17 protein-coding genes are annotated in these 23,213 nt (G+C 59.0%); 11 read left to right on the forward strand and 6 right to left on the reverse strand.

The genetic code is table 11. From position 1 onward, the window contains the following. The first annotated feature begins 171 nt into the window (after nt 1-171). Nucleotides 172-1,779, forward strand: a complete 1,608-nt coding sequence (locus tag DQ393_RS28295; RefSeq protein WP_112344986.1) for a hypothetical protein — start codon at nt 172-174, stop codon at nt 1,777-1,779. 27 nt (nt 1,780-1,806) lie between these two features. On the opposite strand, the gene DQ393_RS28300 is transcribed toward DQ393_RS28295, so the two are convergent. Together DQ393_RS28300 and DQ393_RS28305 are read right to left on the reverse strand one after the other, a co-directional pair. After that, nucleotides 1,807-3,180, reverse strand: coding sequence for a sigma-54-dependent transcriptional regulator (locus tag DQ393_RS28300; RefSeq protein ID WP_112344987.1), 1,374 nt, complete (start codon nt 3,178-3,180; stop codon nt 1,807-1,809). Further along, on the reverse strand, nt 3,177-5,039 hold the full coding sequence (locus DQ393_RS28305) for a sensor histidine kinase (RefSeq protein WP_432422042.1): 1,863 nt from the start codon (nt 5,037-5,039) through the stop codon (nt 3,177-3,179). Before DQ393_RS28305 ends, DQ393_RS28300 begins: the two co-directional genes overlap by 4 nt. Before the next feature lie 233 nt (nt 5,040-5,272). Here DQ393_RS28305 and DQ393_RS28310 point away from each other — a divergent pair, with 233 nt between their 5' ends. The 9 genes from DQ393_RS28310 to DQ393_RS28355 all read left to right on the forward strand — a co-directional run bounded on the left by DQ393_RS28310 (nt 5,273) and on the right by DQ393_RS28355 (nt 16,135). After that, on the forward strand, nt 5,273-6,601 hold the full coding sequence (locus DQ393_RS28310; protein ID WP_112344988.1) for a dicarboxylate/amino acid:cation symporter: 1,329 nt from the start codon (nt 5,273-5,275) through the stop codon (nt 6,599-6,601). Between the two features lie 293 nt (nt 6,602-6,894). Beyond that, complete coding sequence (locus tag DQ393_RS28315; RefSeq protein WP_112344989.1) at nt 6,895-7,428, forward strand: NUDIX hydrolase; 534 nt, start codon at nt 6,895-6,897, stop codon at nt 7,426-7,428. A 308-nt stretch (nt 7,429-7,736) separates the two neighbouring features. Further along, nucleotides 7,737-7,982 (forward strand): helix-turn-helix domain-containing protein, encoded by a 246-nt coding sequence (locus DQ393_RS28325; protein ID WP_112344991.1) that lies wholly within the window; start codon nt 7,737-7,739, stop codon nt 7,980-7,982. Nucleotides 7,983-8,693: 711 nt separating this feature from the next. Then, a complete protein-coding gene (locus tag DQ393_RS28330; RefSeq protein WP_245430473.1) occupies nt 8,694-9,020 on the forward strand; it encodes a DUF982 domain-containing protein in 327 nt (108 codons plus the stop codon). Between the two features lie 899 nt (nt 9,021-9,919). Beyond that, nucleotides 9,920-10,615, forward strand: a complete 696-nt coding sequence (locus DQ393_RS28335; RefSeq protein ID WP_112344993.1) for an outer membrane protein — start codon at nt 9,920-9,922, stop codon at nt 10,613-10,615. A 53-nt stretch (nt 10,616-10,668) separates the two neighbouring features. Next, a complete protein-coding gene (locus tag DQ393_RS28340) occupies nt 10,669-11,859 on the forward strand; it encodes a Hint domain-containing protein (RefSeq protein WP_112344994.1) in 1,191 nt (396 codons plus the stop codon). A gap of 163 nt (nt 11,860-12,022) precedes the next feature. Further along, on the forward strand, nt 12,023-14,338 hold the full coding sequence (locus tag DQ393_RS28345; RefSeq protein ID WP_112344995.1) for a glycosyltransferase family 4 protein: 2,316 nt from the start codon (nt 12,023-12,025) through the stop codon (nt 14,336-14,338). Nucleotides 14,339-14,345: 7 nt separating this feature from the next. Then, the gene (locus DQ393_RS28350) at nt 14,346-15,293 is read left to right on the forward strand and encodes a hypothetical protein (protein WP_245430474.1); all 948 of its coding nucleotides are present in this window, start codon (nt 14,346-14,348) and stop codon (nt 15,291-15,293) included. Next, a complete protein-coding gene (locus DQ393_RS28355) occupies nt 15,290-16,135 on the forward strand; it encodes a tetratricopeptide repeat protein (protein WP_112344997.1) in 846 nt (281 codons plus the stop codon). The genes DQ393_RS28350 and DQ393_RS28355 overlap by 4 nt, the downstream gene beginning before the upstream one ends. A 43-nt stretch (nt 16,136-16,178) precedes the next feature. Here DQ393_RS28355 and DQ393_RS28360 read toward each other — a convergent pair whose 3' ends face one another. After that, entirely contained in the window at nt 16,179-17,390 is a 1,212-nt protein-coding gene (locus DQ393_RS28360) for a capsule biosynthesis protein (protein WP_112344998.1), read from the reverse strand. Nucleotides 17,391-17,554: 164 nt separating this feature from the next. On the opposite strand from DQ393_RS28360, the gene DQ393_RS28365 reads away from it, so the two are divergent. Continuing rightward, nucleotides 17,555-18,364, forward strand: a complete 810-nt coding sequence (locus tag DQ393_RS28365; protein WP_112344999.1) for an ABC transporter permease — start codon at nt 17,555-17,557, stop codon at nt 18,362-18,364. 129 nt (nt 18,365-18,493) lie between these two features. Here DQ393_RS28365 and DQ393_RS28370 read toward each other — a convergent pair whose 3' ends face one another. The 3 genes from DQ393_RS28370 to DQ393_RS28380 form a co-directional block, all read right to left on the reverse strand. After that, the gene (locus DQ393_RS28370) at nt 18,494-19,546 is read right to left on the reverse strand and encodes an FkbM family methyltransferase (protein ID WP_112345000.1); all 1,053 of its coding nucleotides are present in this window, start codon (nt 19,544-19,546) and stop codon (nt 18,494-18,496) included. Between the two features lie 86 nt (nt 19,547-19,632). Continuing rightward, nucleotides 19,633-20,994 carry a glycosyltransferase family 4 protein gene (locus DQ393_RS28375; protein ID WP_112345001.1) on the reverse strand — a complete coding sequence of 454 codons (1,362 nt, stop codon included), beginning with the start codon at nt 20,992-20,994 and terminating at the stop codon, nt 19,633-19,635. Continuing rightward, nucleotides 20,994-23,117: a capsular polysaccharide biosynthesis protein gene (locus DQ393_RS28380; RefSeq protein WP_112345002.1), complete on the reverse strand. Its 2,124-nt coding sequence runs from the start codon at nt 23,115-23,117 to the stop codon at nt 20,994-20,996. Before DQ393_RS28380 ends, DQ393_RS28375 begins: the two co-directional genes overlap by 1 nt. Between the last annotated feature and the right edge of the window lie 96 nt (nt 23,118-23,213).

Here is a 23,213-nt window from a genome sequence, read left to right on the forward strand (position 1 = left end):
GGATCGCGGGTTTTTTATTGGCTTTGCCAGCGATCTTCGTCACGCGGCCACGTCAGCCTCGCTCCATCTTGTCGGGTCTAATGTCCTGCTGCCGAGGCTTTATCGCCCGGCAGAAAACGCAAGGCGCTCCTGCAATGCGTTTTACCGATGACGCAAAAGGAATGCTTCTCCATGCAGCAAGTTGCTGATGATAATGCCCTGGACAACAATGTCATCGCAGGCGCGTCGTCGCAGCAATCGAGCGAGAAAAGAGAGGCGCTTTTAAAGTGCCTGGTTTCTGGCGGTGACGAGCGACTGGATTGCGATATCGTCACCGGCCTCAATATGTATGGTTACGGCCCGGCACCTCGTCCGAGCGACCTTGCTTTCGGCTCTTCCACCGCATCGACCATCTCCGCCGCTGCCTTTGCCGAAGTCGAAAGCTACTACGCCGATCTGGTCCGCGAAATGGAAAACGGATCGGCCGCAACCATCTATGAGCGTGAAATTGGACGAGTACGTCAGGACCTCCTGCGGCTGCTCGGTCTCAATCAGGTCGCCGGACAGCCGCATGTCGACGTTATCCTCGCAACGTCGGGCACGGACATCCATCTCTTTGCTGCATCGCTTCTGGCGCGTGAGGATGATCGCGCCTTGATGACCATCACGCTGATGGGCAGCGAGACCGGCAGCGGCGTCATGACTGCCTCGGCCGGCCGCCACTTCATGGCCCGCGTCAGCAGCGACAGGGCTGTTGCCAAGGGCGAGGAACTGCGGCCCGGGGATGCGACGCGCAATGCGACCATCGCCGTCCGCACCAAGGATGGCTCCCTTCGTGCCGATAGCGAAGTCGAGGAAGAATTGCGTGGCCTGATCGAGCTCGGCCGCGCCGCAGGCTTGAGATGCCTGCTCGTCGTGACCGATGTGTCGAAAACCAGCCTTCTCGCGCCGAGCCTGGAAAGCGTGCTGCGCCTCAAGGCACGTTTCGGCGACGTGCTCGACATCATGATCGATGGCTGCCAGTTCCGCCTTTCGGCGGCAACGATTCGCGCCTACCTCGCGCATGGCTTCATGGTGGCCCTGACAGGATCGAAGTTCCTTGCCGGACCGATTTTCAGCGGCGCTCTTCTGTGCCCGCCGCAGATGTCGGAACGCTTTAAGCACCGCCCCCTGCCGGCGGCTCTGGCCGACTATTGCGGCAGGGCCGAATGGCCACAGGGTTGGGCGGCGCGTGAAATCTTGCCCGAACGCGCCAATTTCGGCCTGCTTCTGCGCTGGAAGGCGGCCTTGTTCGAGCTGCAATCCTTCGTCGTTCTTCCGGAGGAGCAGCTCACAGTCGTTCTCTCCGCCTTCGCCGAAGCCGTGACAGCCAGGCTTGCCAACGATCCTGCCTTTGCGTTGCTGGACAGCCGTGCCATTGATCGGCGCTGCCTGTGGAGCGTTCCATCGGTGCGCCGTTGGGATGAAATCCCTTCGATCTTTTCGTTCTACCTGCGCGACGCTGGCAATGCAGGTGTCTTGAACGCGGTAGAGACCGCGGCGGTCTACAAGGAACTGGTCATTGAGGAAGATGGGTTCGCGGCCGTGCATATCGGCCAGCCTGTAGGCTGCGCCGTTTTCGGCGAGATGCCGGCCAGCGCCCTTCGAATTTGCCTGAGCGCGCCCTTGGTCGTGCAGGCTGCCAAGAGCGCAGACGCACTTGCAGACGTTATCGATCAGGCCATGCTGGCGCTTGACCGGACGGCGCAGATTGCGGCACGGCATGCTTCCATGCCGGACTTGAGGCTTGCAAGCGCCTAGGTGTGGTCCCGACATCTCCTTGGTCCGTCAGCTTCTGCGGTCGTCACCGTCCAGGCCGGCGAAATCGCCCCTCACGATCCCGTGGCGCTGAAGCTTGTCATAGAAAGTCTTCCGCGGAATACCCAGCGCCTCTATCGTCTTCCTGACGTCGCCATTGTTTTGCTGCAGGCTCTCGCGGATGAGCTCTGCCTCATAGCGCTCGACGCGGACGGGCAATGAAAGCCCTGCCTCGACCGTCGGCGCGTCGCCGGATTTCGGCAGGACGCTCGCCTCCAATCCAAGCACGAAGCGTTCGGCAAAATGCGAGAGTTCGCGAACATTGCCCGGCCAATCGTGCTGCTGCAGATGGCGGCGCACGGTGGCCGTAACAGCCGGCACATCGCGCTTGAAGCGGCTGGCGGCACGTTCGGCGAAATAACCGAAAAGCAGGGGGATGTCGTCGCGCCGCTCCCGCAGCGGCGGGATCGAAAGCGTGACGACGTTGAGACGATAGTAAAGGTCTTCGCGAAAATCGCCGCGCTGGCCTGGATCGCTGAGATCGACCTTTGCTGCCGCCACGACGCGAAGATCGACGCGGCGGATTTCGTTCGTCCCGAGCGGCGTCACCTCGCGCATTTCCAGCACGCGCAGCATCTGCACCTGGATCGCCGGCGGCATGCTTTCGATTTCATCGAGAAACAATGTTCCCGCGCTCGAATGCTCGATGCGCCCGATGCGCTTCTTCTGCGCACCGGTGAAGGCGCCCGGTTCGTGGCCGAAGAGTTCGCTCTCTATCACTGTTTCGGGCAGGGCGCCGCAATTCAGCGCAACGAAATTGCCCTTGGCGCGGCGGCTCCAGCGATGCAGCAGGCTTGCCACGACTTCCTTGCCGCTACCCGTTTCTCCCGTCACCAGGACATCGACATCCGTATCGGCGATCTGCCGCAACGTGTGGCGCAGCCGCTCAATTGCCGGGGTCTGGCCGATCAGCGGCAGATCGCCCTGGGCCTGCTCCGCCGCCTGCCGCAGAGCGCGGTTCTCCAGAACGAGCCGCCGCTTCTCGGCCGCGCGCCGCACGCTCTGCACCAATCGATCCGTGGCGAAAGGCTTGGCGATGAAATCATAGGCGCCGTCCTGGATCGCCTGAACCGCCATCGGTATATCGCCATGGCCCGTCATCAGGATGACAGGCAGATCCGGGTCGAACCCTTTGATGCGGGCGAAGAGCTGCTGGCCATCCATCTGCGGCATGCGGATATCGGAGACGACGACACCGGCAAAGCCGGCATCCAGAGCGTTCAGCGCTTCGGTCGCAGCAGGGAAGGCGGAGACGATAAAGCCAGCAAGTTCAAGGGTCTGCTTTGTCGCCTTCAACAGATCCTTGTCATCATCGATGAGGAAGACGGGGGAGCTTTCGTTCATGCTGTGGCCTTGCACAAATGGATAGTGAAGCGGGTACCGATGCCGGTGCTCTCGACATCGATGCGGCCGCCATAATCGACGACGATATCCTTGGAGATGACGAGGCCGAGACCGAGGCCCTTTTCCTTGGATGTATTGAAAGGCGTGAACAGCTGATCGAGGATTGCGGCGGGAATGCCCGGCCCATTATCCGAGACGACGATCTCGACATCGTCTGACGTCTCACGTACCGAGACCTCGACCTTGGCCTGTTCCCGACCTTCCAGAGCTTCCAATGCATTCTGGAAAAGGTTGATCAGGACCTGCTCCAGTCGGATGCGCGTACCGACGACGAGGAGACCTGTCGGCGGCAGGTCGATTTTCAGGGCGTCGAGACGGCCGGCAAACCGGCTCCTCAGCAGGACGACGGCACCTTCGATCGCACTTCTGATGTCAACCGGCTCGGGCGCGGTTCTTCCCTTGCGGCCAAAGGCCTTCAGTTCTTCGGTGATCGTGCCGATGCGCTCGGTCAGCGCCGCGATCGCAGACAGATTGTCCTTGACCGGCTCCGTCTGCTGCCTGTCGAGGAAGATGTGCGCATTCTCTGCATAAGCACGGATCGTCGCGACGGGCTGGTTGATCTCGTGAGCGACGCCGGCGGCGACCTGACCGAGAATGGCGAGACGGTTGGCCTGCACGAGATCCTGCTGCACCCCCTGCAGCTTGGCCTCCGTCGCCCGGTGGTCGGCGATCTCCGCTTCCAGCCGATCGCGGGCACGGCTGAGATCCTCGGTACGCTCCAGGACGCGGCGCTCCAGCTCCTCGCGGGCGATCCTGCTGACGGCGATCTGCATGACGGAGACATGGCGCCGCCGCAACAGGAAGGCGGCGAAGGCAAGGATCGGCAGCAGGACGGTCAAAGTCAGGAAGCGCGTCTCGCGCATGGAAGAGGCAATGGCCTGATCGGTCGGGATGAGATAGCCGAGCTGCCAGGGCGTCGAAGGGATTGAGGTCGTCAGCCGCAAATATTCGGCGGCGCTGCTGCCGGGCAGGACGGCGCGAACGATGGTCGCATCCGGGCCGACGGCCTCCGGACGGCTGACCGGCAGCGGCGAGAGCGGAGCGGCGCCGAATTGCAAGCTTTTGCGAATGGCCGCCGCTTCTTCTCGGCCAAGTGACGTCGTCGTCATGAAGCGCCATGAAGGCAGGCTGGTGATGAGGATGACGCCGCGTTCGTCGGTCACATAAGCGGGACGGCCGCTCTCACTCCAATCGGCCTCCAACTGATCGAATTCCATTTTCACCACGACAACGCCCAGTGCCGAACCGGCATCGCCGACGCGGCGCGAAATATAGAGGCCGGGGCGGTTGCTGATCGTACCAAGCGCGTAGTGCTCGGCGGTTCCCGCCTCCATAGCCTTGCTGAAGTAGTCGCGGAAGGAATAGTCATTGCCAACGAAGCTCAAGGGCTCCCGCCAGTTGCTGGAGGCCATCGTGACGCCGTCCTTGCCGATCACGTAGAGGACCGAAGCGCTGGTGCCGGAAACGAGGTTCTCCAGTTTGCGGTCCAGAGCAACGATGTCGTCGATCCGCCGTCCCGCGAGCGCCTCACGCACTTGCTGATCATCCGCCAGCAAGAGCGGCAAGGCGCGGGGACGCTCGAGGACCGCCCGCAAAAGTGCGACCTTGAGATTGGCGTCCGTATGTGCCTGCCTCTGCAGTGCCTCGATCGCGGAGACACGGCCGTAGAAGCTTGCACCATAAAGGGCGACTCCAATGATAGCGGCGCACAGGAATGCGAAGGCGAGCCAAACGCGACGGGAGCGCCGGCTCAGTTGCTCTGGCGTCAAAAGTCGATCTGTGGCGGCGCGTTGTAGCATCGCCATATTGTGCATGTTTTCGCGCTGACCGCAATTCAACATGTGCGGATTGCCGCACATGTTTTAAGATATGCTCGCGCTCGAGAAATTTAAATCATATGAAATCAAATAGTTGATGCCATGTCCCTCAATTGGCATGCCCGTTGCAACGGCGAACGGAACAGTCGGAGGCTGTTGAATTCTAGTCGTCGCCCGGAGGGCCGAGAGATCGGTTGGGCTTAAAGGAGGATATCATGATTGCTCCCATCGCTGCCGCCGAAACGCGCGGCAAACTTCCCTTTTACCGGCATCTCTACGTGCAGGTTCTGACCGCCATTGCCGCCGGTATCCTGCTTGGCCATTATTATCCGCAGCTCGGCACATCGTTGCAGCCGCTCGGCGATGCCTTCATCAAACTGGTGCGCATGGTCATTGCGCCCGTCATCTTCCTGACGGTTACGACCGGCATCGCCGGCATGTCGGACTTGAAGAAGTTCGGCCGCGTCGTCGGCAAGTCGTTCATCTACTTCCTGACCTTCTCGACCCTGGCGCTGATCGTCGGTCTTATCGTTGCCAACGTCGTGCAGCCGGGCGCCGGCATGCACATCAATCCGGCGACGCTGGATACGAAGGCCGTCAACAACTATGCAGCACAAGCCCATGACGCGTCGGTTGTCGGCTTCCTGATGAACATCATCCCGGACACGATCGTCGGCGCTTTCGCCAAGGGCGATATTCTCCAGGTGCTGTTCTTCTCGGTGGTCTTCGGCATTGCGCTCGGCGCCGCCGGCGAACGTGGCCGCCCGGTGACTGACTTCCTGCAGGCACTGACCACCCCGATCTTCCGCATGGTCGCGCTTCTGATGAAGTTCGCGCCGATCGGCGCCTTCGGCGCCATGGCCTTCACCATCGGCAAGTACGGCATCGGCACCATCGCCAATCTGGCCTTCCTGATCGGTACCTTTTACGCCACGTCGCTGCTGTTCGTGCTCGTCGTGCTCGGCGCCGTCGCGCGCTATAACGGATTTTCGATCCTTGCGCTGATCCGCTATATCAAGGAAGAGCTGTTGCTGGTGCTTGGCACCTCATCGTCTGAAGCCGCACTGCCGGGCCTGATGAACAAGATGGAGCGTGCAGGCTGCAAGCGTTCCGTCGTCGGCCTTGTCATCCCGACGGGCTATTCCTTCAACCTCGACGGCACCAATATCTATATGACACTGGCGGCGCTGTTCATCGCCCAGGCAACCGATACGCCGCTGTCGCTCGGGGATCAGGTGCTGCTGCTGCTGGTGGCCATGCTGAGCTCCAAGGGGGCCGCCGGCATCACTGGTGCGGGCTTTATCACGCTTGCCGCCACGCTTGCGGTCGTGCCTTCGGTTCCGATCGCCGGCATGGCGCTGATCCTCGGGATCGACCGTTTCATGTCGGAATGCCGCGCCCTGACGAACTTCGTCGGCAATGCAGTTGCCACGATCGTCGTAGCCCGCTGGGAAAACGAGCTCGACCAGACCAAGTTTGCGGCCGCCATGGCGGGGCAATTGAGCGAGGAAATCGAGGTGCCTGCCTTGCAGGCGGCCGAGTAGGCTTCGCATCATCCTCCCAAGGATGGAACGGCCCCTTCGGGGGCCGTTTCAGCTCCGGCAGCCGGCCGGTCACAGTTTCGTGTATCGACCGCAACAAGCCGTGCAACTGTCCTCATCAACAGCAGGCTTCATAAAACTGTCACTGCAACGGCTCACAGCATCATACTGACAGTTGTGTAATTCGACGGAGCCGCAGGACAGGAGGCAGCGTGTCGGAGACGGATTTTATGAGCGCACACTTGCCGGTTTTGGGGCGGATTTGCCTCTATCGGCCTTGCCGCGGGTAGCTGCGCATGGCGTCTTCAATATCAGGGCAGCATAAGGCCTTGAGGCGTTCGGAGAGTTTCCTGTCAGAACTTGCTTCCCATGCGGATGCGCTGCTTCATGGCCGCGTCCACGAACAATATGCTGCGATCTGCTATAGGAAAGAAGTCGAATGCGACGATGCCGTGATGCTCGTCGTCACCAGCCGGGAAAGCGGGCGCTGGGTCATTCCGAAGGGTTGGCCGATCAAGGGCAAGAAACCCCATGAGGTCGCAGCCATCGAGGCTTATGAGGAGGCCGGCGTGCGCGGAAAAGTGAAGAAGAAGCCTTTCGGCTACTTCACCTATCTGAAGCAGCTTGCCGACGGCAATCGCGTTCCCTGCATCGTCGAGCTGCATCTGCTTGAGGTCGATCAGGTGCTGCAGGACTTCCCGGAGCGAGGCCAGCGCCGCGTCGAATGGGTTTCTTTCACCGAAGCGGCCAATCGCGTGCGCGAGCCGGAGCTCAAGGGTCTCCTGCTTGCGGCCGAACGGAAGATACGCAAGGCAAGAAGCAAAAAGTAGCCTTCGTGGCCATGGATGGTGCTGGCCCATCGGATTTCGTGGCTGTGAACGATCGCAAACTAGGTCTCCAGAAGCACTCGGCTATTTGTGACCGTAACGTGCAGCGGTATCACCTAATATTAAAATATGACATGAGCCGAGAGCCAGACGACGGGCAGCTATGCGCTTCCATGCTTGCCCTTGCCGCATTGATGCCTATATTGACCCAGCGTTCGGCCGTGTCTGTTTAGGTCGATATGCCTCATGGCTGCAATAGCTGCCTTCACCCGGCAACGAGCTGGCCGGCGGACTTTGGAAGGAGAAATTTCATGTCCATTACTCCGAATAATATCGATAGTTCAAAGGTTTCTACCGTTCCCCATGGGGAAATCGCAGCTGCCGTACGGCAGGCGCGTGAAGCCATCGGTTATACGGTTGACGATCTGTCTGAAACCTGTGGTCTCACCAGTGAGGAAATCATTGAAATCGAGGCTGGTGCAGAAGCGGATTCGGCGAAACTTCGCCGCATTGCCACCGCATTGCAGGTTCCGCCATCGACTTTTTTCGTCGTCTGAACAAGCGGCGCACTTCGGTGCGCCCCTTCATTTCTCTCGCGGAAAATCGCAGAACACCGGCCTCTAGCTCGCTTGCAATATGGCCGCGCACGACATAGCGCAGGGCGATGTTCATTTTCTCGTATTCCTTCCCACCTTCGTTCTGCGATCCGGATTGGCGTGAAAGCCTTTCCGGTCGAATTCGCAGATCCGCGAAGCGCATATGTTTTTTACCGGGCTCCGATGAAGGCGGTTGGCCGTGCGTGGTTAGTAGCCATCAGAACATGTCCGCTGCCATGTAGCTCTGAGAAATGTAGCTCGGGGACATGTAGCTTAGCTCACAAGGAAATCCGTTCATGGAGCCTTTAGGCGAAATTTCCATAATTATACACTATAAAGCAAGCAGGGAACGTTTCCATAGCTGATATTCACGGTTTTTGTTGTAGCGATACTGGTCAAACTCGTTTTGGGGCTCTACTTTGGTCACGTTAAATTGTTGATTTCTAATAGTAATACTTTTATCGATGCAACGTATCGCGGCATAGGCCTGTGATGGGCTGGGGTTGAGGACGCTAAATAGGGCAAGTTGGCATGGGGCGGAATGGTAAGAATTTTGGCGCCGGCCCTGATGTCGGCGGACGGTTTGTTCGTTCGAATCCCTCTAGAACTCCTGGCCCTGCGCCAAAGGCAGATGATATCGCTCGCGACATGACGTTGTTGAGCAAGCTGGTCATGAAAAGAAGATACGCAGGGATCGAACGAACTGCCGTTCAGGATCGGCAGGATTTCTCCGGCGAAAATTCCGGCAATCTCCGAAATCTTGCGTTCGAGCCGATCGAAATCAGCCTCGACGACGATGGCGAAGTTCAGATTGTCGATTCCGTCACGCGTGCGGTGGAGTTCCTGACGACACAATGGCCGGTGCGCTATGGAGAGGCATTCGAAGACGCGCTTCACATCTGCATAGACGGCATCGCGGGCAGGGCGTCGCCGCAGCAGGTTCGATCTGCATTCATCGCGGCCGCCAAGGCGGCTGGCATCCTCGTGAACTCTGAATGAAGAGCGGCCAGCCGTTTTTCAGCGATGCCGACTGCCCATTGGCCCGTCTTGGCGGTTCTCTTCAAAAGGCGGCCGAACGGGAATTGGCCATAGGGATACGAGGAGGTCCGGCCGATGCATGTTGCAGACGACCGAACCTCCCGACCATCGCAATTTGGCGGTTGCGATAGTTGCAAAGATGTCGCCTGCTACTGGCATATCGTCCATACGCGAAACGACGTGAGAAGTCTGATTGCGCCTGACTTTGGAAAGCCGACATTAGAGTGAGCAATAACCTAACCCTGGCTGCTTGTTTGTTTCGCAACGTCACAGCGGCCGGTCGATGGCGCATGATACGGCCTTATGTTCGCGCCAGGATTGCTCGAAGCGATCTTTGATCGATCCTCAGTGAAGATGACGAATAGGGTGGATGGCCGTTGGGGAGGCTCGACGTACCTTCAAGGGTCCGCCCCGTCGAGCCTCCCACTGCAGCGGATCGATGTCTGCAGTAGCAGCAAAAAGCTGCAGATCAGTCCGGCGTCTGTCCATATCGAAAGCGACAGCGCGTATCGGATTGCGTCACCACTAAGTGCTCACAAACAATCGGCTTTCTCTGATCGAGAAGGGGTGTTGCGAACTGCTGCATCCTGATTCCAGGATGCTGGAACGACGCGGTGTAAAATCGACCCCTTCCGTTGCGGTCTATGGCAACAAAGGAATCCATCGCGACTCACAAGTAAATATGAAGTCATACTTCAATACATATTACGACAATTCTGTACAAATTAAGTATGTATTCCGAAAATATATATTAGTGATGGCGTATTTACAGCTATAAACACGCCTATATTATGGCGTCGACGTGGACTTTCACCAGTTACATGTTGAATCTCGTGAATTCCTTCGAGGAGAATTTTCGAATGCGCAAGTTTTTGGGATCTACCGCTTTCCTTCTGACGATGGTTGCGGCAAGTGCGGGCTATGCGGCCGATCTTGCCGTCTCGACACCGCCAGAGGCTCCCGCCGAGACGGCACCGGTATTTTCATGGACAGGCTTCTATGTCGGTTTGAATGCGGGCGGTGGTTTTGGCGGCAATGACAATGTTGGTTTCCACTCGTTCGGGAGTTATCTCGGCAGGTTTGGCAAGATCGAGGGATCGGGTTTCCTCGGCGGTGGCCAGATCGGCTACAACTATCAGTTCGATCCCAACTGGGTGATCGGCCTCGAAGCCGATTTCCAGGGCGCTGACATCAGTGATTCCTTCAGAAGCGATATAGCGAGCGCCTCATCGAAGATCGACTGGTACGGCACAGTCCGTCCCCGCATCGGTTACTCATTTGACAATACCCTGATCTACGGCACCGGCGGTCTTGCCTACGGTCACATCAAGTACAAGGGCTCTTTAGCCGGCGTCGGCAGCTTCGACGACGACGCAACCAAGGCGGGCTGGACCGTTGGCGCAGGTGTCGAACACGCCTTCACCGACCACATCACGGCAAAACTCGAGTATCAGTATGTGGATTTCGGGAGCAAGAACATGGGCGGTGACGCGCTCTCTACCAAGGCCAGCCCCGACTTTCACGCCATCCGTGTCGGCTTGAACTATAAGTTCTGACACTCATTTTGCCTTGAAAGACAAAATGTTAGCCTAAGAGAGAGGACAATAGCATGGCTTTGATTGACGTAAATCTAATCAATGACGGCACGACCACCATCAATAGCAGCAATGCCGGTAACTCGTCCGACACGCTCCAACTGAACCTAGTTTCCAACGGCACGGTCATAGTCGATGGCGTGGACGTCAATATCAGCAGTCTTGTTGGTACTGGCGCGCTTTCGAACACAACGATCGAAGCCATCAACGGTGCCAATGTGACGCTCAATGCCGGCCTTGCGAATATCGGAGCCGGTTCGACCTATACTTATGCGATCGGCGCTGGCTCCAGCATTAACGTCGAAGCCAGTGCGCTCAACGTCGGTTTGCTGAACGGCGTCACCGTGGACTTTGCCAATGCCAATGGCACCGGCTTGTTCTCATACGATCCCGGTCTCGTCAATTTGAACATTTCGACGCCACCGAATGTCACGAACGTTCAGAGCGGCGACAGGATCGAAATCGTGGGTTCAAACTCGGTCCAGCAGTCCGGCAATACCGTCACCTTTTACGGCGCGTTGGGTATCCTGAGCCCGCTCGGCTCCTATACGATCCCGGCGGGCGTCACTTATACCTACGACCCCAGCACAGATACGCTGACGTTTACGAGCTGCTTTCTGCGCGGCACACTCATCCGGACGCCGGAAGATAATATTCCGGTCGAGGATCTGCGGGTCGGCGATCTCGTCGTCACTCACAAGGGTGTGGCTGAGATCAAATGGGTCGGCCGTCGCCGGATTGATCCCAAGGCGATCGACAAGCCCCGCGACACGCTCCCGATCCGTATCCAGGCGGGCGCTATCGCGGAAAATATTCCCGCTCGCGATCTCTATGTCTCTCCCGATCATTGCATGTTCCTGGAAGAATCGCTGATCCCGGCCAAGTTCCTCATCAACGGCTCGACGATCACGCAGGAGGCGACGCTGGCCCCATTCGAATATTTCCATATCGAGTTGGAGCAGCATGCGATCGTCCTTGCCGAGGGAGCACAGACCGAAACCTATCTCGATCTTGGTGGGCGTCTTTCCTTCCTCGAGCCGGGCGTATTGCGGTTCGGCTCTCTTGCCGATGCGGCGACGCGGACCTGGAATGACTGGTGCTATCCTCCGGTCTATGCGGGCAAGGTGCTTGAACAGGCGCGCGCGTCTCTTGAAAAGCGGGCCGAGGAAATGGGCTATTTCGTCCGAGAAGCTCAGGCATCCTGACATACAGCCGAGCAGCAAGCTCCGGACGGCGACGGCTGCCCGGAGCTGAAGCAGGCGATAAGCGCAAGCCGGCATTCTCGTCATCCGTATCAGTGATGCGTCCACGAGTTTGCCCGTTTGCCATATCGCTCATTTGTTTGTCTCCAGTGCCTGGGAGTAATGGATGCACCATGACGATGCTGTTTCGCCCTATCCGCTCGACGCGGGGCGCATAGACGAACGGTCTTTGATCGAGAGATTTGCCGGCAAGACTGTTTTCTATGACGGCGTTTTCAAGGGCGACTACAGTCTGGCGATCGTCAATCGTCATCTCGCGCAGGCGCTCATAGATTTGGGCGTCAATCTGACCTGCCACACCGCCGAGGAAGACTGGCAGGGTGACGCAAACCTTTCAGCGGCCACGGACGTCATGCGCCGCATGCGCGATGACTATCCGTTCAAAGAGACCTTCGACATTCATTTGCGAAATACCTGGCCGCCGGCAACCCACGACATGGTCGGGCGGCAGAACGCCTATATCGCCTTTGCCTGGGAAGAGCTTGAATTCCCTCAATATCTGGTGGATCGCTTCAATCGCGATCTTAACCTCGTGACGGTAATCTCGAATTTCATTCACGACAGCTTCGAGCGATCCGGAATTACCATACCGGTTGAGGTAATTGGCACCGGCTGCGATCATTTGTCCGACACCATGAATGATGTTTCGCCGCCGCCGGAAAACGGACGTCGGCGCATCCTGCATGTCTCTTCCTGTTTTCCACGCAAAGGTGTCGATGTCCTGATCGAGGCATTCCTGAGCACTTTCCGCGCGGATGAACCGGTCGAACTGGTGATCAAGACGTTTCCGAACCCAAACAACGTACTGGCATCGATCCTTGCGGAAAAACGCAACAGACTTGCCGACGCGCCGCCCATCACCATCATCGAACAGCACTATGATGCCAGCCAGCTGAGCGCGCTTTATCGTTCCGCCGCGATGCTGGTAGCACCCAGCAGGGGAGAGGGTTTTGGCCTGCCTTTGGCCGAAGCCATGCTGCTCGACGTTCCAGTCGTGACCACGAACTATAGCGGCCAGCTCGATTTCTGCCGCCCCGATACGGCCTGGCTGGTCGATTGCCACATGTCCGCATCCCAGGCTCATGTAGCGGGCTCCCACAGCCTATGGGCAGAACCATCGGTGGAACACCTGGGCTCGCAGATGCGCGCGGTGCTTGATCGTCCCGCTGAAGCCACCAGCCGAGCGGAGAAAGCAAAGGCCCTTCTGAAGACACATTTCAGCTGGAGGTCAGTTGCCGTCCGCACGCTGGCTGCCCTTGCCAAACCCGCCCCTACCGCTGCCGAAGCGCGGCGTGACTGGACGATGGATCTCATTTCCTCCTGGCAGCAACAATGCGGCATCGCTACCTATTCTCAGCATCTGTACGCCACACCGGCCTTCGCGGGCAGGCTTGACCACGTCTTTGCACGGCGGATCATGGACGATGCCTTGCCGGAAACGCCTTCGAACATCGTCGATAACATTCCCCGCAGCATATCGAGGCTATGGGGCTATGACCTCGCTTCGCTCAAGCGCCTGGCGGGGCGATTGGAGCAGGGGCGAGGCGATGTCTTATGGATGCAGCATCATCCGGGACATTTTTCGACGGCGGACATGGAGCTGTTGATCCAGCCGATCTCCGCCACGGCTCATCGACTGCGCGTGCTGACCATGCACAGCGTAAAGGAGGCCTTGCGAGGCGGCACGCTCGACTGGACCCGCGCATTCGACATGGTCTTCGTGCATTCGGCGGAAGATGCGGCAGCGCTTTCGGCTTCAGGGCATTTGAACCCGATCGTCTTGCCGCATGGCGTTCTTTCTGAGCCGGAAGATGCGCCAGGACCAGACCTGTCGCGTTTTACGATCGGTTCCTTCGGGTTCCTGATGCCGCACAAGAACATCGACCGTCTCGTATTGGCCTTCGCGGAGGCATTGAACTACGAGCCTCGACTGCATCTGAAACTGTTCAACTGCATGGTTGCGAACGACGAATCCCGGGCAACGCGCGCCGTGATCGAAAACCTGATCGAGTATCTTGGAATATCCGAGAAGGTCACGGCGCGTTTCGATTTCATTCCGGAAGGAGAATTGCGTCGTGAATTGATGACGTGCGACCTGCTTTCGTTCCTGTATGGTCATTCGACCGAGACGGCGACCGGGGCGGCGCGCATCGCAATGAGCGTCAATCGCCCCCTGCTGTGCTCCCGCTCGCCGGTCCTGCGGGACCTGTGGCCGATCAGCCATGTCGTCAAAAACACCGAGATAGAGTGCATAGCGGAGGCATTGCTGAGCCTCGCGCAAAATCCCGCGTTGCTGTCGATGCTGGATCGCGATCGCAGCCAGGCAGCCCATTGGTATTCCTATCCGCGCACCGCCGCGCGGCATGTCACAGCCATCGAAAAGATGTTGGGGGGCAATATTGACCATCGCCGAGTTGCATAGACAGCCCTTGAGTATTCTGCCGAAAGACGTGTTCTCCCTGCCTGCGGAATCCTTCGTCGATGCCTGGGCAAAGGCATTGGATCTGACGGAATCTGACCTCACATCGGATGACCGTCTCTCGCTTGCAAATGCCATTCGCGGCGGTACCAATCGGCTGCGCATCGTCGACGCGTTGAAGGCTCGCCGCCCCATTCCGTCAGCGCTCAGCGGTCCCTCCCTGATGCAGGCACTTCGGAGGGAACCGGATCAGTTCGCCATGGTGGAGAACTTCGTGCGTTTTGCACGAGAGGACGACGCGGCCTTTCTACGCTATGCTTTCTCACGCATCTGCGGAAGGGATCCGACGTCCGCCGAGCGACTTGGACTGGAGTTCGATCTCCGGCGCGGCGTCGTCACCCGCGCCACCGTCGTGAAGCGGATCGTCGCCATTGCGCGTCGGGAAGGCCAGACGGCCTACTGGGATACGTTGCTGCCCGATAGCGACAGCGAGCCGCGGGATGTCGGCGATTCCTCCCGTGCGAGCATTACCCCCTCCGGATTTCTGGTCGATTCAGAGGGGCAGGCGACGATCATCTTCGTACGGGAGGTCGACAATGCCGGCTGGATGATCGGCTCCGACCTCCTGCGGCAGCCGCCGCAGATCAACGACAGCAACTGGAGCGTCCAGCCGGGCTGGCTGCTGACAGGCCCCAAACGTAGTTTCAAGGAAGGCGACTGGCTGCTGGATCTTGAGCTTATCCAACCGAAGGAGGCCAAGCTCGATATCGAGGTCGTCGCCAATTCCGGTCTCGATTTTCTGCAGGCCATGACGCTGGTCGGCTCGTTCTCGGGAAGCGTATGCGTGACTATCAAGAGAGAGCATCGTTTCATAGAATTGCGTATCCGCATTCATGAGCGGCCACCCGAAGACTGCTGGCTGCGCCCGCGAAACATCTCGATGCGGCATGTGTCATGAGAAGGGAGCTGCGATTTGCATCGACGCTTTTGCGCGTCGGACAGACCAGAGCCGGCACAGCCGATGCCCGTACACCTGTCAATGCCCTTGCGGAGGCCGACGCAGCGCGCGACCGTCGTGATTGGGCGACTGCAGCCTTTTACTATCAGCAGGCAGTGGAGCAGTATCCCGCGCGGATTTCGTTGTTCGTGCAGCTTGGCCATGCTCACAAGGAGAATGGCGATTTCGAGGCGGCGCTGGAGGCATACCGGCGCTTCCTGAAGGAGGAGCCGGACGATATCGATATCCATCTGCAGCTTGGCCACCTCTACAATCGAATGCATGAGCCTGAGGCCGCGCTGCAATGGTACGAACGTGCCCATGAGCTCGCACCGGACGACGCTGAAATAACCGGCCATCTCGAAACGGCGCGTTTACGGCTTTCGCGTGTCGATATCGAGCGCAAGCGTCAGAATGCCATGGAATTGGTTCAGTCGAGACGCTGGGGGCAAGCGCAGGCGAAATTGCGCGACCTGGTGATTACGGACGGAGAAATCGACCTGATTGCCGTCTATGCGAACGTGACTAAGGAGGCCGGCGATTTCGACGAGGCATTGAAGCTTTATGAGGTCTATCGCGAATATGCGCAAAATCTCGATGCAGCGGCGGTCATCGATGTCGAGATCCAGACCGGACATCTCTATAAGGCCATGCGGGATATGGAGGCGGCCCTGCGATATTACATCCGCGCACGCGATGCGGAGTTCAGCCTCTATGGCCATATTACCGCGGACTCGACCGCCGGGCAGGAGATCCGCGCCTGCATGTCGGAAATCTATACCTGCTTCTGGCACGCCGATTGATAACGGGTTGCCATTGCCGGCCGATACTGCACTAAAGCCTGGATCAACCACTTTCGTGATCCCTGACGGCGGTCAGCATGAGCCAGCCCAGAAGGTAGGCGAGGCTCAATGACAGGAAAACCACGGCGATGTTCTTGAGCGCATAAGGCATCTCCGCCTCGTCAGGCAGGTGCGATGGTACGACGATCTCAAGATAAAGCTGCTGCCGGCGGGCATCGGCCCTGGCTGCTTCCAGCGAATCAAGGGCGGCGACGAGCGCCTTGTTGGCGAATTCGCGCATCAGGACAAGACTTTCATAATCGGCAATCCTGGGCGCAACGGATTTGTCCGATCCGACCATCTTGGCGCGCTCGTTTTCGATCTGTTGTTCCAGCGCCGCGATCTGGCTGGTCAGGAAGGGGATAGCGTTGCTGTCGGGCGCGGTCTTGCGCGTCTCGGCAAGGCGAGCGCGCGTGTTGGCCAGCTCGGCAGTCAGGTTGGTGATGAGGTCGACCATCGACAGGGAACTGGCATTGGGATCGATCATCAGTTCCTTGTTTCTGAAATTCGTAATGTTTTTCTGCGCATCTATGACCCGCTGCTGCGCTTCCTGTACCTCATTGTCGGCAAAGCGAACCGCATCGCCGCGGGCTCTGTCGTTCAAACGGTCGAGCAGTTTGCCGCCGAGCGAAAGCAACGCGATATTCAGATCTACGGCATCCTGCGCGTGGAAGGCTGTCGTGCGCAACACGGTGATGCCTGTCGTATCGTTGTGGATGACCGAGACGCGATTCGAGTAATAGTTATAGAGCTCCTCCTCGCTGCTGTTCTCCCAAGGCCGCGGAAAGCGTGTCAGCCAATCCGCCTGCCGGCTGCCGAAAATGGTGCGCACGGGAAGCTGCTCGGTGAGCTCCTTCAGTGCCTGGCGCGAGCGGATATATTCCTGCACGGAGAAAGTGTCGTCTTGTGAGCGGGTTATGCCGCTATTCTGCAGCAGCGAACCGAAGACGTTCGATGATGGCGGAGCCGCCATACGAACGACGAAAGAGGCTTCGGATACGTAGATCGGCGCGGCCATGAAGGCATAATAGGCGCTCACGACGAGGGTAGGACCGACGACCGCGAGCATGTAGACGCGCAGGCGCGTTGAGCGCCTGAGGTGCTTTCCCGTTTTTGCCGGCCCGATGATCGATCGCTTAATCATCTCGCGGAAAGGCAACCGAGGCTGCCGTGCATCGACCTTCTTGCTTTGCGTTTCGGAATTTATCAGAGCCATGGTTGCGTTCCCACTGATGACTGCCTGCCGTTATCTGTCGGCGCCTGTGCACCGGGGGCGGTAATTGTCCAGGCCCGACGCAATGAAGATTGAGCAAGCGGCCTTCGCCGGTATCGTTGTTCCACCATCCGACGGAGATGGGATGGCGAACAGGAGGCCTCCGCATGCATCACGTATCGACGAACGCTCGCGGCCGTTCGCAGTTTATAACCGGCTTGAAGATCCAGGCGCGCGTGCTCGGCGCACTCATCATGCGTGAAATGCTCATCCGCTATGGGCGGGAAAACATTGGTTTCCTCTGGCTTGCGCTGGAGCCGATGATTCTGACTGCCGGCGTCATGGTCATGTGGACCTTGATGCGTCACGAAGCACATGGATTGACGATCGCGGCCTTCGTCCTGAGCGGCTACATGCCGTTGACGCTCTGGCGCCACATAAGCGGCCATGCCGTCTCGTGTCTGCGTCAGAATCTGCCCTTGATGTATCATCGTCAGATCCGTCTCGCCGACGCGCTGATCGCGCGCGGGCTTCTGGAGGTGGCGGGTACGACGGCGGCGCTCATCATCGTCTACACGGTCGCTCGTCTCGCGAATATCATACCGCCTTATCAGGACCTCGGCCCGCTTCTGGCGGGCTGGCTGTTCATGGCATGGTTCTCTTTCGCCGTAGGGCTGATTTTTGCCGCCGGCTCCGAGCGCTTCGAGTTCGTGGAGAAATTTGTTTCGCCGTTCCAGTATCTCACACTCCCGATCGGCGGCATGTTCTTCATGGTGGCCTGGCTGCCGAGCGGCCCGCAGAAACTGGCCCTCTACGTTCCCACCGTCCACTGCTTCGAACTTTTCCGAGCCGGCTTCTTCGGTGATACCGTGCAGACTTTCTACGATATCGGCTACATCACGAAATGCTGCCTCTTCACCACGGCCGTCGGGCTTTTCCTGGTGAATATGGCCCGCAATCACATCAAGTTCGAATGACATGACGGCGGCCCGATCCGGGGGTGCAGTACTGCGGCCGAAATCGACGGCAAATGTTGTCGGTCTCCATGTAAAGTCGCGATGCGCGGGCATTTCAGGTCGAAGTCGCAAGATCAATTGCCGCTGTTTTCAGAGTGCGATCTCCTGCTGCCGATGCTTTTGGGACTTGGATGAGGCTAGCGCCAATCCGAGGCGCTGAAGGCGCTCGCCGACCCTTTCTGCGCGATCTTCATGAACTGCAAGAATGTTCGCGACCGTGCCGATCTGGAAACTCCGATCGAGCTCGTCCGACGTCTCGATCCTGGTCAGCTGATTTTGTGAGCTGGTCCAGATGCCGTAACCGAATTCGGCAAGCTGACGGTGAATTGCGCCGGGCGTCGTTTTCGAGAGAACGGCGAGCACGTCGCGATTGATCTCCATAAGCAGCGAGGGTCTATGCGCCGATATGGTTTCACGCGCGCCCTTCAGGAACAGGCCTTCCGCCCCCTCAATGTCGACTTTCATGACATCAGGCCGCAGACTGCCGATCACATGATCCAATGTCTCGACCTTCGCCATGCGGCCGGCTTTGGTATCGGCCGTATTCATGACCAGCCGCGTCGCGCCGGCATTAACCGTATCCTCGGCATCACTCAGCTGTAGCTCTCCCGGTGCATCGGCAAGGGCGAGCTGGCGGACGCTCAGGCGATTTTCAAAGCCATTCTCCAGGATCGATCGGTTGAACAGACCCCAAAGTCTGGGGAGGGGTTCGAAGGCAAGGATCGTCCCTTTGAAAGTCGAATGGGCCGCGACGGAAAGCGAGTAATATCCGACATTACCGCCGACATCGATGAATTGTCCGGTTTCGGGCAGAATGGCTTTGACAAGTTCGATGTCGAATTTCTCATATTCTCCACTCATGATTCCGAAGGAAATATGGTACTGGCGCAAATCGAGATACAGCTTAAAATCGTATTGCGTTTCAAAGAGAACGCAAATCGACTTCGGTACGAAATTGTCGAACAGCAATTCGCTATAGCGTTGGTGGAACTCGTTGGAACTGAGAAAGCGTCGGCGATGCTCGTCCAGCGGAATGTCCGTCAGCTGCAGCAGGTTCTGCCCGATGGCATTGCGCTCGTCGTCGTTTATCGGACGGCCGAGGATGAATTTGTAGCAGTTCTCGATGTCGTAAAAACTTGTCACGTCGCTGCTCCCCCGTCGTTCTGACGATTTGAACTTATTCTGCTGTTGATTTTCACTTGCATTCCCGTGCGTCATTCCCCGTCCGATCATTGTAGAATTGCCGATGGTGATATCGTTTCGACGCGCCGCGGCGCTCGTTGGGCCGCATAGCGCCGGGCGGAAAGATCGGCCTCGATCAGTGCCTCCAAGTCATCGAAATGTGTGTCCCATCCGCCTGGCCGCCCCGGTCTGGTTCGGTGCCGGGGCGAGGCGGCGATCATGTCGAGCGCGGCTTTCCAGCTCAGCCCGTCAAGAGGGTCGAGGAAAATTGCCGGATGTCCGCCTGCAGCCTCGCGATGCGCGCTGATGTTGGATGCGACGACGGGCGTGCCGAGAGCGATCGCTTCGGCGATCGGCATGCCATAACCCTCGGTAAACGAGGGGGCGAGGAGAGCGGCGGCGCCGGCGACCAGCCGCGCCAAGGCGGCATCCTCCAACCCCGGTACTTCGATAACGAGCCCGGGCAAGGCAGGGCACCGTTCGAGCATTGCCAGAATATGGCTGTTTTCCCATCCCCTCTTGCCTACGATCACCAGACGAGGTGCCCTAGGGCCGTCCCGTTCTGCCAGATACTGCCATAGACGCAGCAGCAGAATGTGATTCTTGCGCGGTTCGATGGTGCCGATCGTCACGAAATAGGGAATTTGCGTGCGAGCCATGTCATCGGGGGGAGACAAAAAGCATTGCTCCACCCCCGGGGGCAGCACGGCGATGGAGGGGAGCGCGCTGTTGCACTCCTGGGCGAAGGTGCGTAACGCCCGTGCCGTCACCTGGGAATTGCACAGCACAAGGGAGGCGTGCTTCAGCACCGTCGCCATCCTTCGACGATGACGCTCCGGCTCTTCCGGTCGGACGAACTCGGGATGCGAAAGCGGGATGAGATCATGGACGTAAAAAACGCCGTTCCGCCCGGTTTGCTCGAGCCAGGAAAAAGCCGATGTTCGCTCCAGCCGACTATGGGAGACGTGGACGAAGGATGCGTTGCCGGGCAGCGTCCGCCCCTGGGCAAAATGATTGGCGACGACATGCGCGATCTTGCGCAGCTTCCGGGTGTGAGCTTCGCCGGGCTTAGCCTCGGTCGCCTGCCATTGGATCTTGCCGTCGATGGCAGCGAAAATGCGATCGAGAAGAGCAGCCTGAGAGGTTGATACTTCGCTCGCCGCCCAGCGGCGGGCAAGCGTGGAGACGAGCTTGTCCGCTCGCTCGGTGGCAACGGATACCGCGCCGTGATGCCCCGTTTCGACAAACCAGGATGCTTGCGGTGCCCCCAAAGCATTGGTCATAGCGGCACGCTTGCGGCGCTCGTTCAGCCAGTGCGCATAGTGAAGCTCGTAGCGATCTATGCCTGTGGGGGTCGGGCAATGCGCCCGCTCCATCAGCCGCGAAATATCCATAACGATCGGCTTCATCACGATTTTCTCGCCTCAAGCATGTGGATGACTTGCGCAAGCCAGCGCCGTTTTGATGGGTTGGGAGCCGCCCCCAGGCGGGCGCGATAGAGCTCGGCGACCACATCTTCCGCTTCGCAGGGAAGATCGGTGATATTCGACCAGTATCGCGGGTAGAGGATGAGCGCGCCGGCAACGAGAGCGTCGAGGCTCAACAGCCGCTTGCGCCGGAGCGATACGACGGTGTCATGGGTTAGACCCCAGCCGGCATAGAAGGGCAGGCCATGGCACCATACCGGCTTTTCGCGCAGCAAAGCCTCGAAGCCGATCAACGATGTCGCGACATGAACTTCGTCGACCGCCTGCAGGAGATCGTCGAAACCGACATTGCCGATGACAAGATCGGCAGCATTCATCGATGGGGATGAAGGCGGGTGACGGCCTTCATTCCTGGCCAGGAGATCGGGATGCTGCTTGTAGATAATGAACGCGTTCGGCCTTGCGCGCCGGGCGGCCTTTAGCAGGTCGACGTCGGACGCATGGCTTGGCATACCGAAGCGCAGGGAGGCGTCGTTCGGAACCTGCCCGGCAACCAGAACGATCGTCCGTCCCTTGGCCTTTGCACGATAGTCCGGCGCGGCCTGCGGCGGCAGGTTGTATTTGGTGATGCCCATCGAGACGATCGCCTGCCGAAGGCGCTTTGCCCGATCGAGGAGCGCCTCATCGAAATTCGTCCCGTTCAGGATCGTTTCGAGCTGGCTCGGGGCAGAGGCATTGAAGTAGATGCCTTGCCTGTCGAAGCAGAGAGAGGATGGAGGAACGAGCGAGCTGCCGAGGCCGGAAGAGCGGATGAAGCCGTCTTCAACCCGAATGATCGGCAATCTCTTGCCACCTTTCCATAGAAGGCTTTCTTCCGGCGGATCGGCATTCCCCCACAGGACGATCGTGTCTGCATTCTGGATCTGCATGGCCGTCGGATCGGTGGCGAACCGCACCTCGGATCTGGGGCTGCTCAGATAACGACGCATTACCGAGCGTTTGTGAAGCGAGAAGTTGACGCAAAGATAGCGCCCCGAAAGGGAGCGGGCATGGTGGCGCCATTCGAGCAGCCGCTCGACGGCCTGCTCGGCCGTGATCGGATGACGCGAGACCGGATCGACATAACGGGAATATTGAAGGAATGCCGCGTCGGCAAATTCGTCGATGTTGACATGCCGTGTCCGCCGGGCGCGCGCTGCAATTGCTGCAGCGCCTTCGGCGCGATCGTCGGTCAGTCCCCAGCCGGCATAGAAAGGCATGCCGAAGGTCACGACGGGTATTTCGCGCAGCAATGCCTCGAGGCCTAGATGGCTCGACACGGTCCAGACCTCATCGACCAGATCCAGTATCGAATGCAGGGAGACGGCCTTGTCGACGAACTGCACTCCGCCTGTGTGGATATAGGGTTGAAGAAAACCTTTGGCACGGCCCGCCACGACATCGGCATGGCACTTGATGATGATGTCAGCATTTCTGTCCGCACGCGCTGCGGCCCACATCCTTGCGAAGGCACCGGCATCGGCGCCGGCGCTTTCGATGGATCGATCTCCGATGGCCTGGTCGATGAGCAGCAGACGCCTGCGGTGGTTTCGGCGAAGGAGTACGGCACCCTCCGGCAGATGGTTGTCCTGGCAAAGCCGCTCGCGGACGATCCGTTGCCGCAGATCGCTCGCACGACCAATATCTTTATGCCGCGGCCTTGCCTGGAGCAGAGTTTCCAGCCGTGACGGCTGGTGGGCGGAGAAATGAATTCCGAGATCGTCGGTGACGATGGAAACCGGCGGTGCCGTGCTTGCGCCAGGCGATTGCAGAAAGCCGCCGGAGACGGTCCAGAAGGGCAGACGGTGAATGCGCGCATAAAGGCGCGCCATCCGGGCGAGCGGCCCATCCCCCCAACCCACGACGCCATCCGCGGCTGCGCCCGCCATCAGCTCGATCGGTCTGAGAGAGGCGGAAATCGCCGGACCGATCAGGGGAAAACGCCGCCGGGTCGCCAGGAAGGCGAGCAGCTGTGCGTTCGCCACAGGCAGCCAGGACGGCCGTTCACCTGTATCTGTTGTCGAGACCCGCATGTCCTGGGAGAAAATCGTCGAATCCAAATGCATAGATCCCCCAATGCAAGCTAGAGGCGGTCACGGCCGCCCGGGCGAAGCGACCTGCAATGCCGGACTGCGGCCGATTGCCTGAACGGGATCGGTTCG

Source organism: Martinezella tropici, assembly GCF_003287875.1.
In the GTDB taxonomy this organism is placed as follows: Bacteria; Pseudomonadota; Alphaproteobacteria; order Rhizobiales; family Rhizobiaceae; genus Rhizobium; species Rhizobium tropici_C.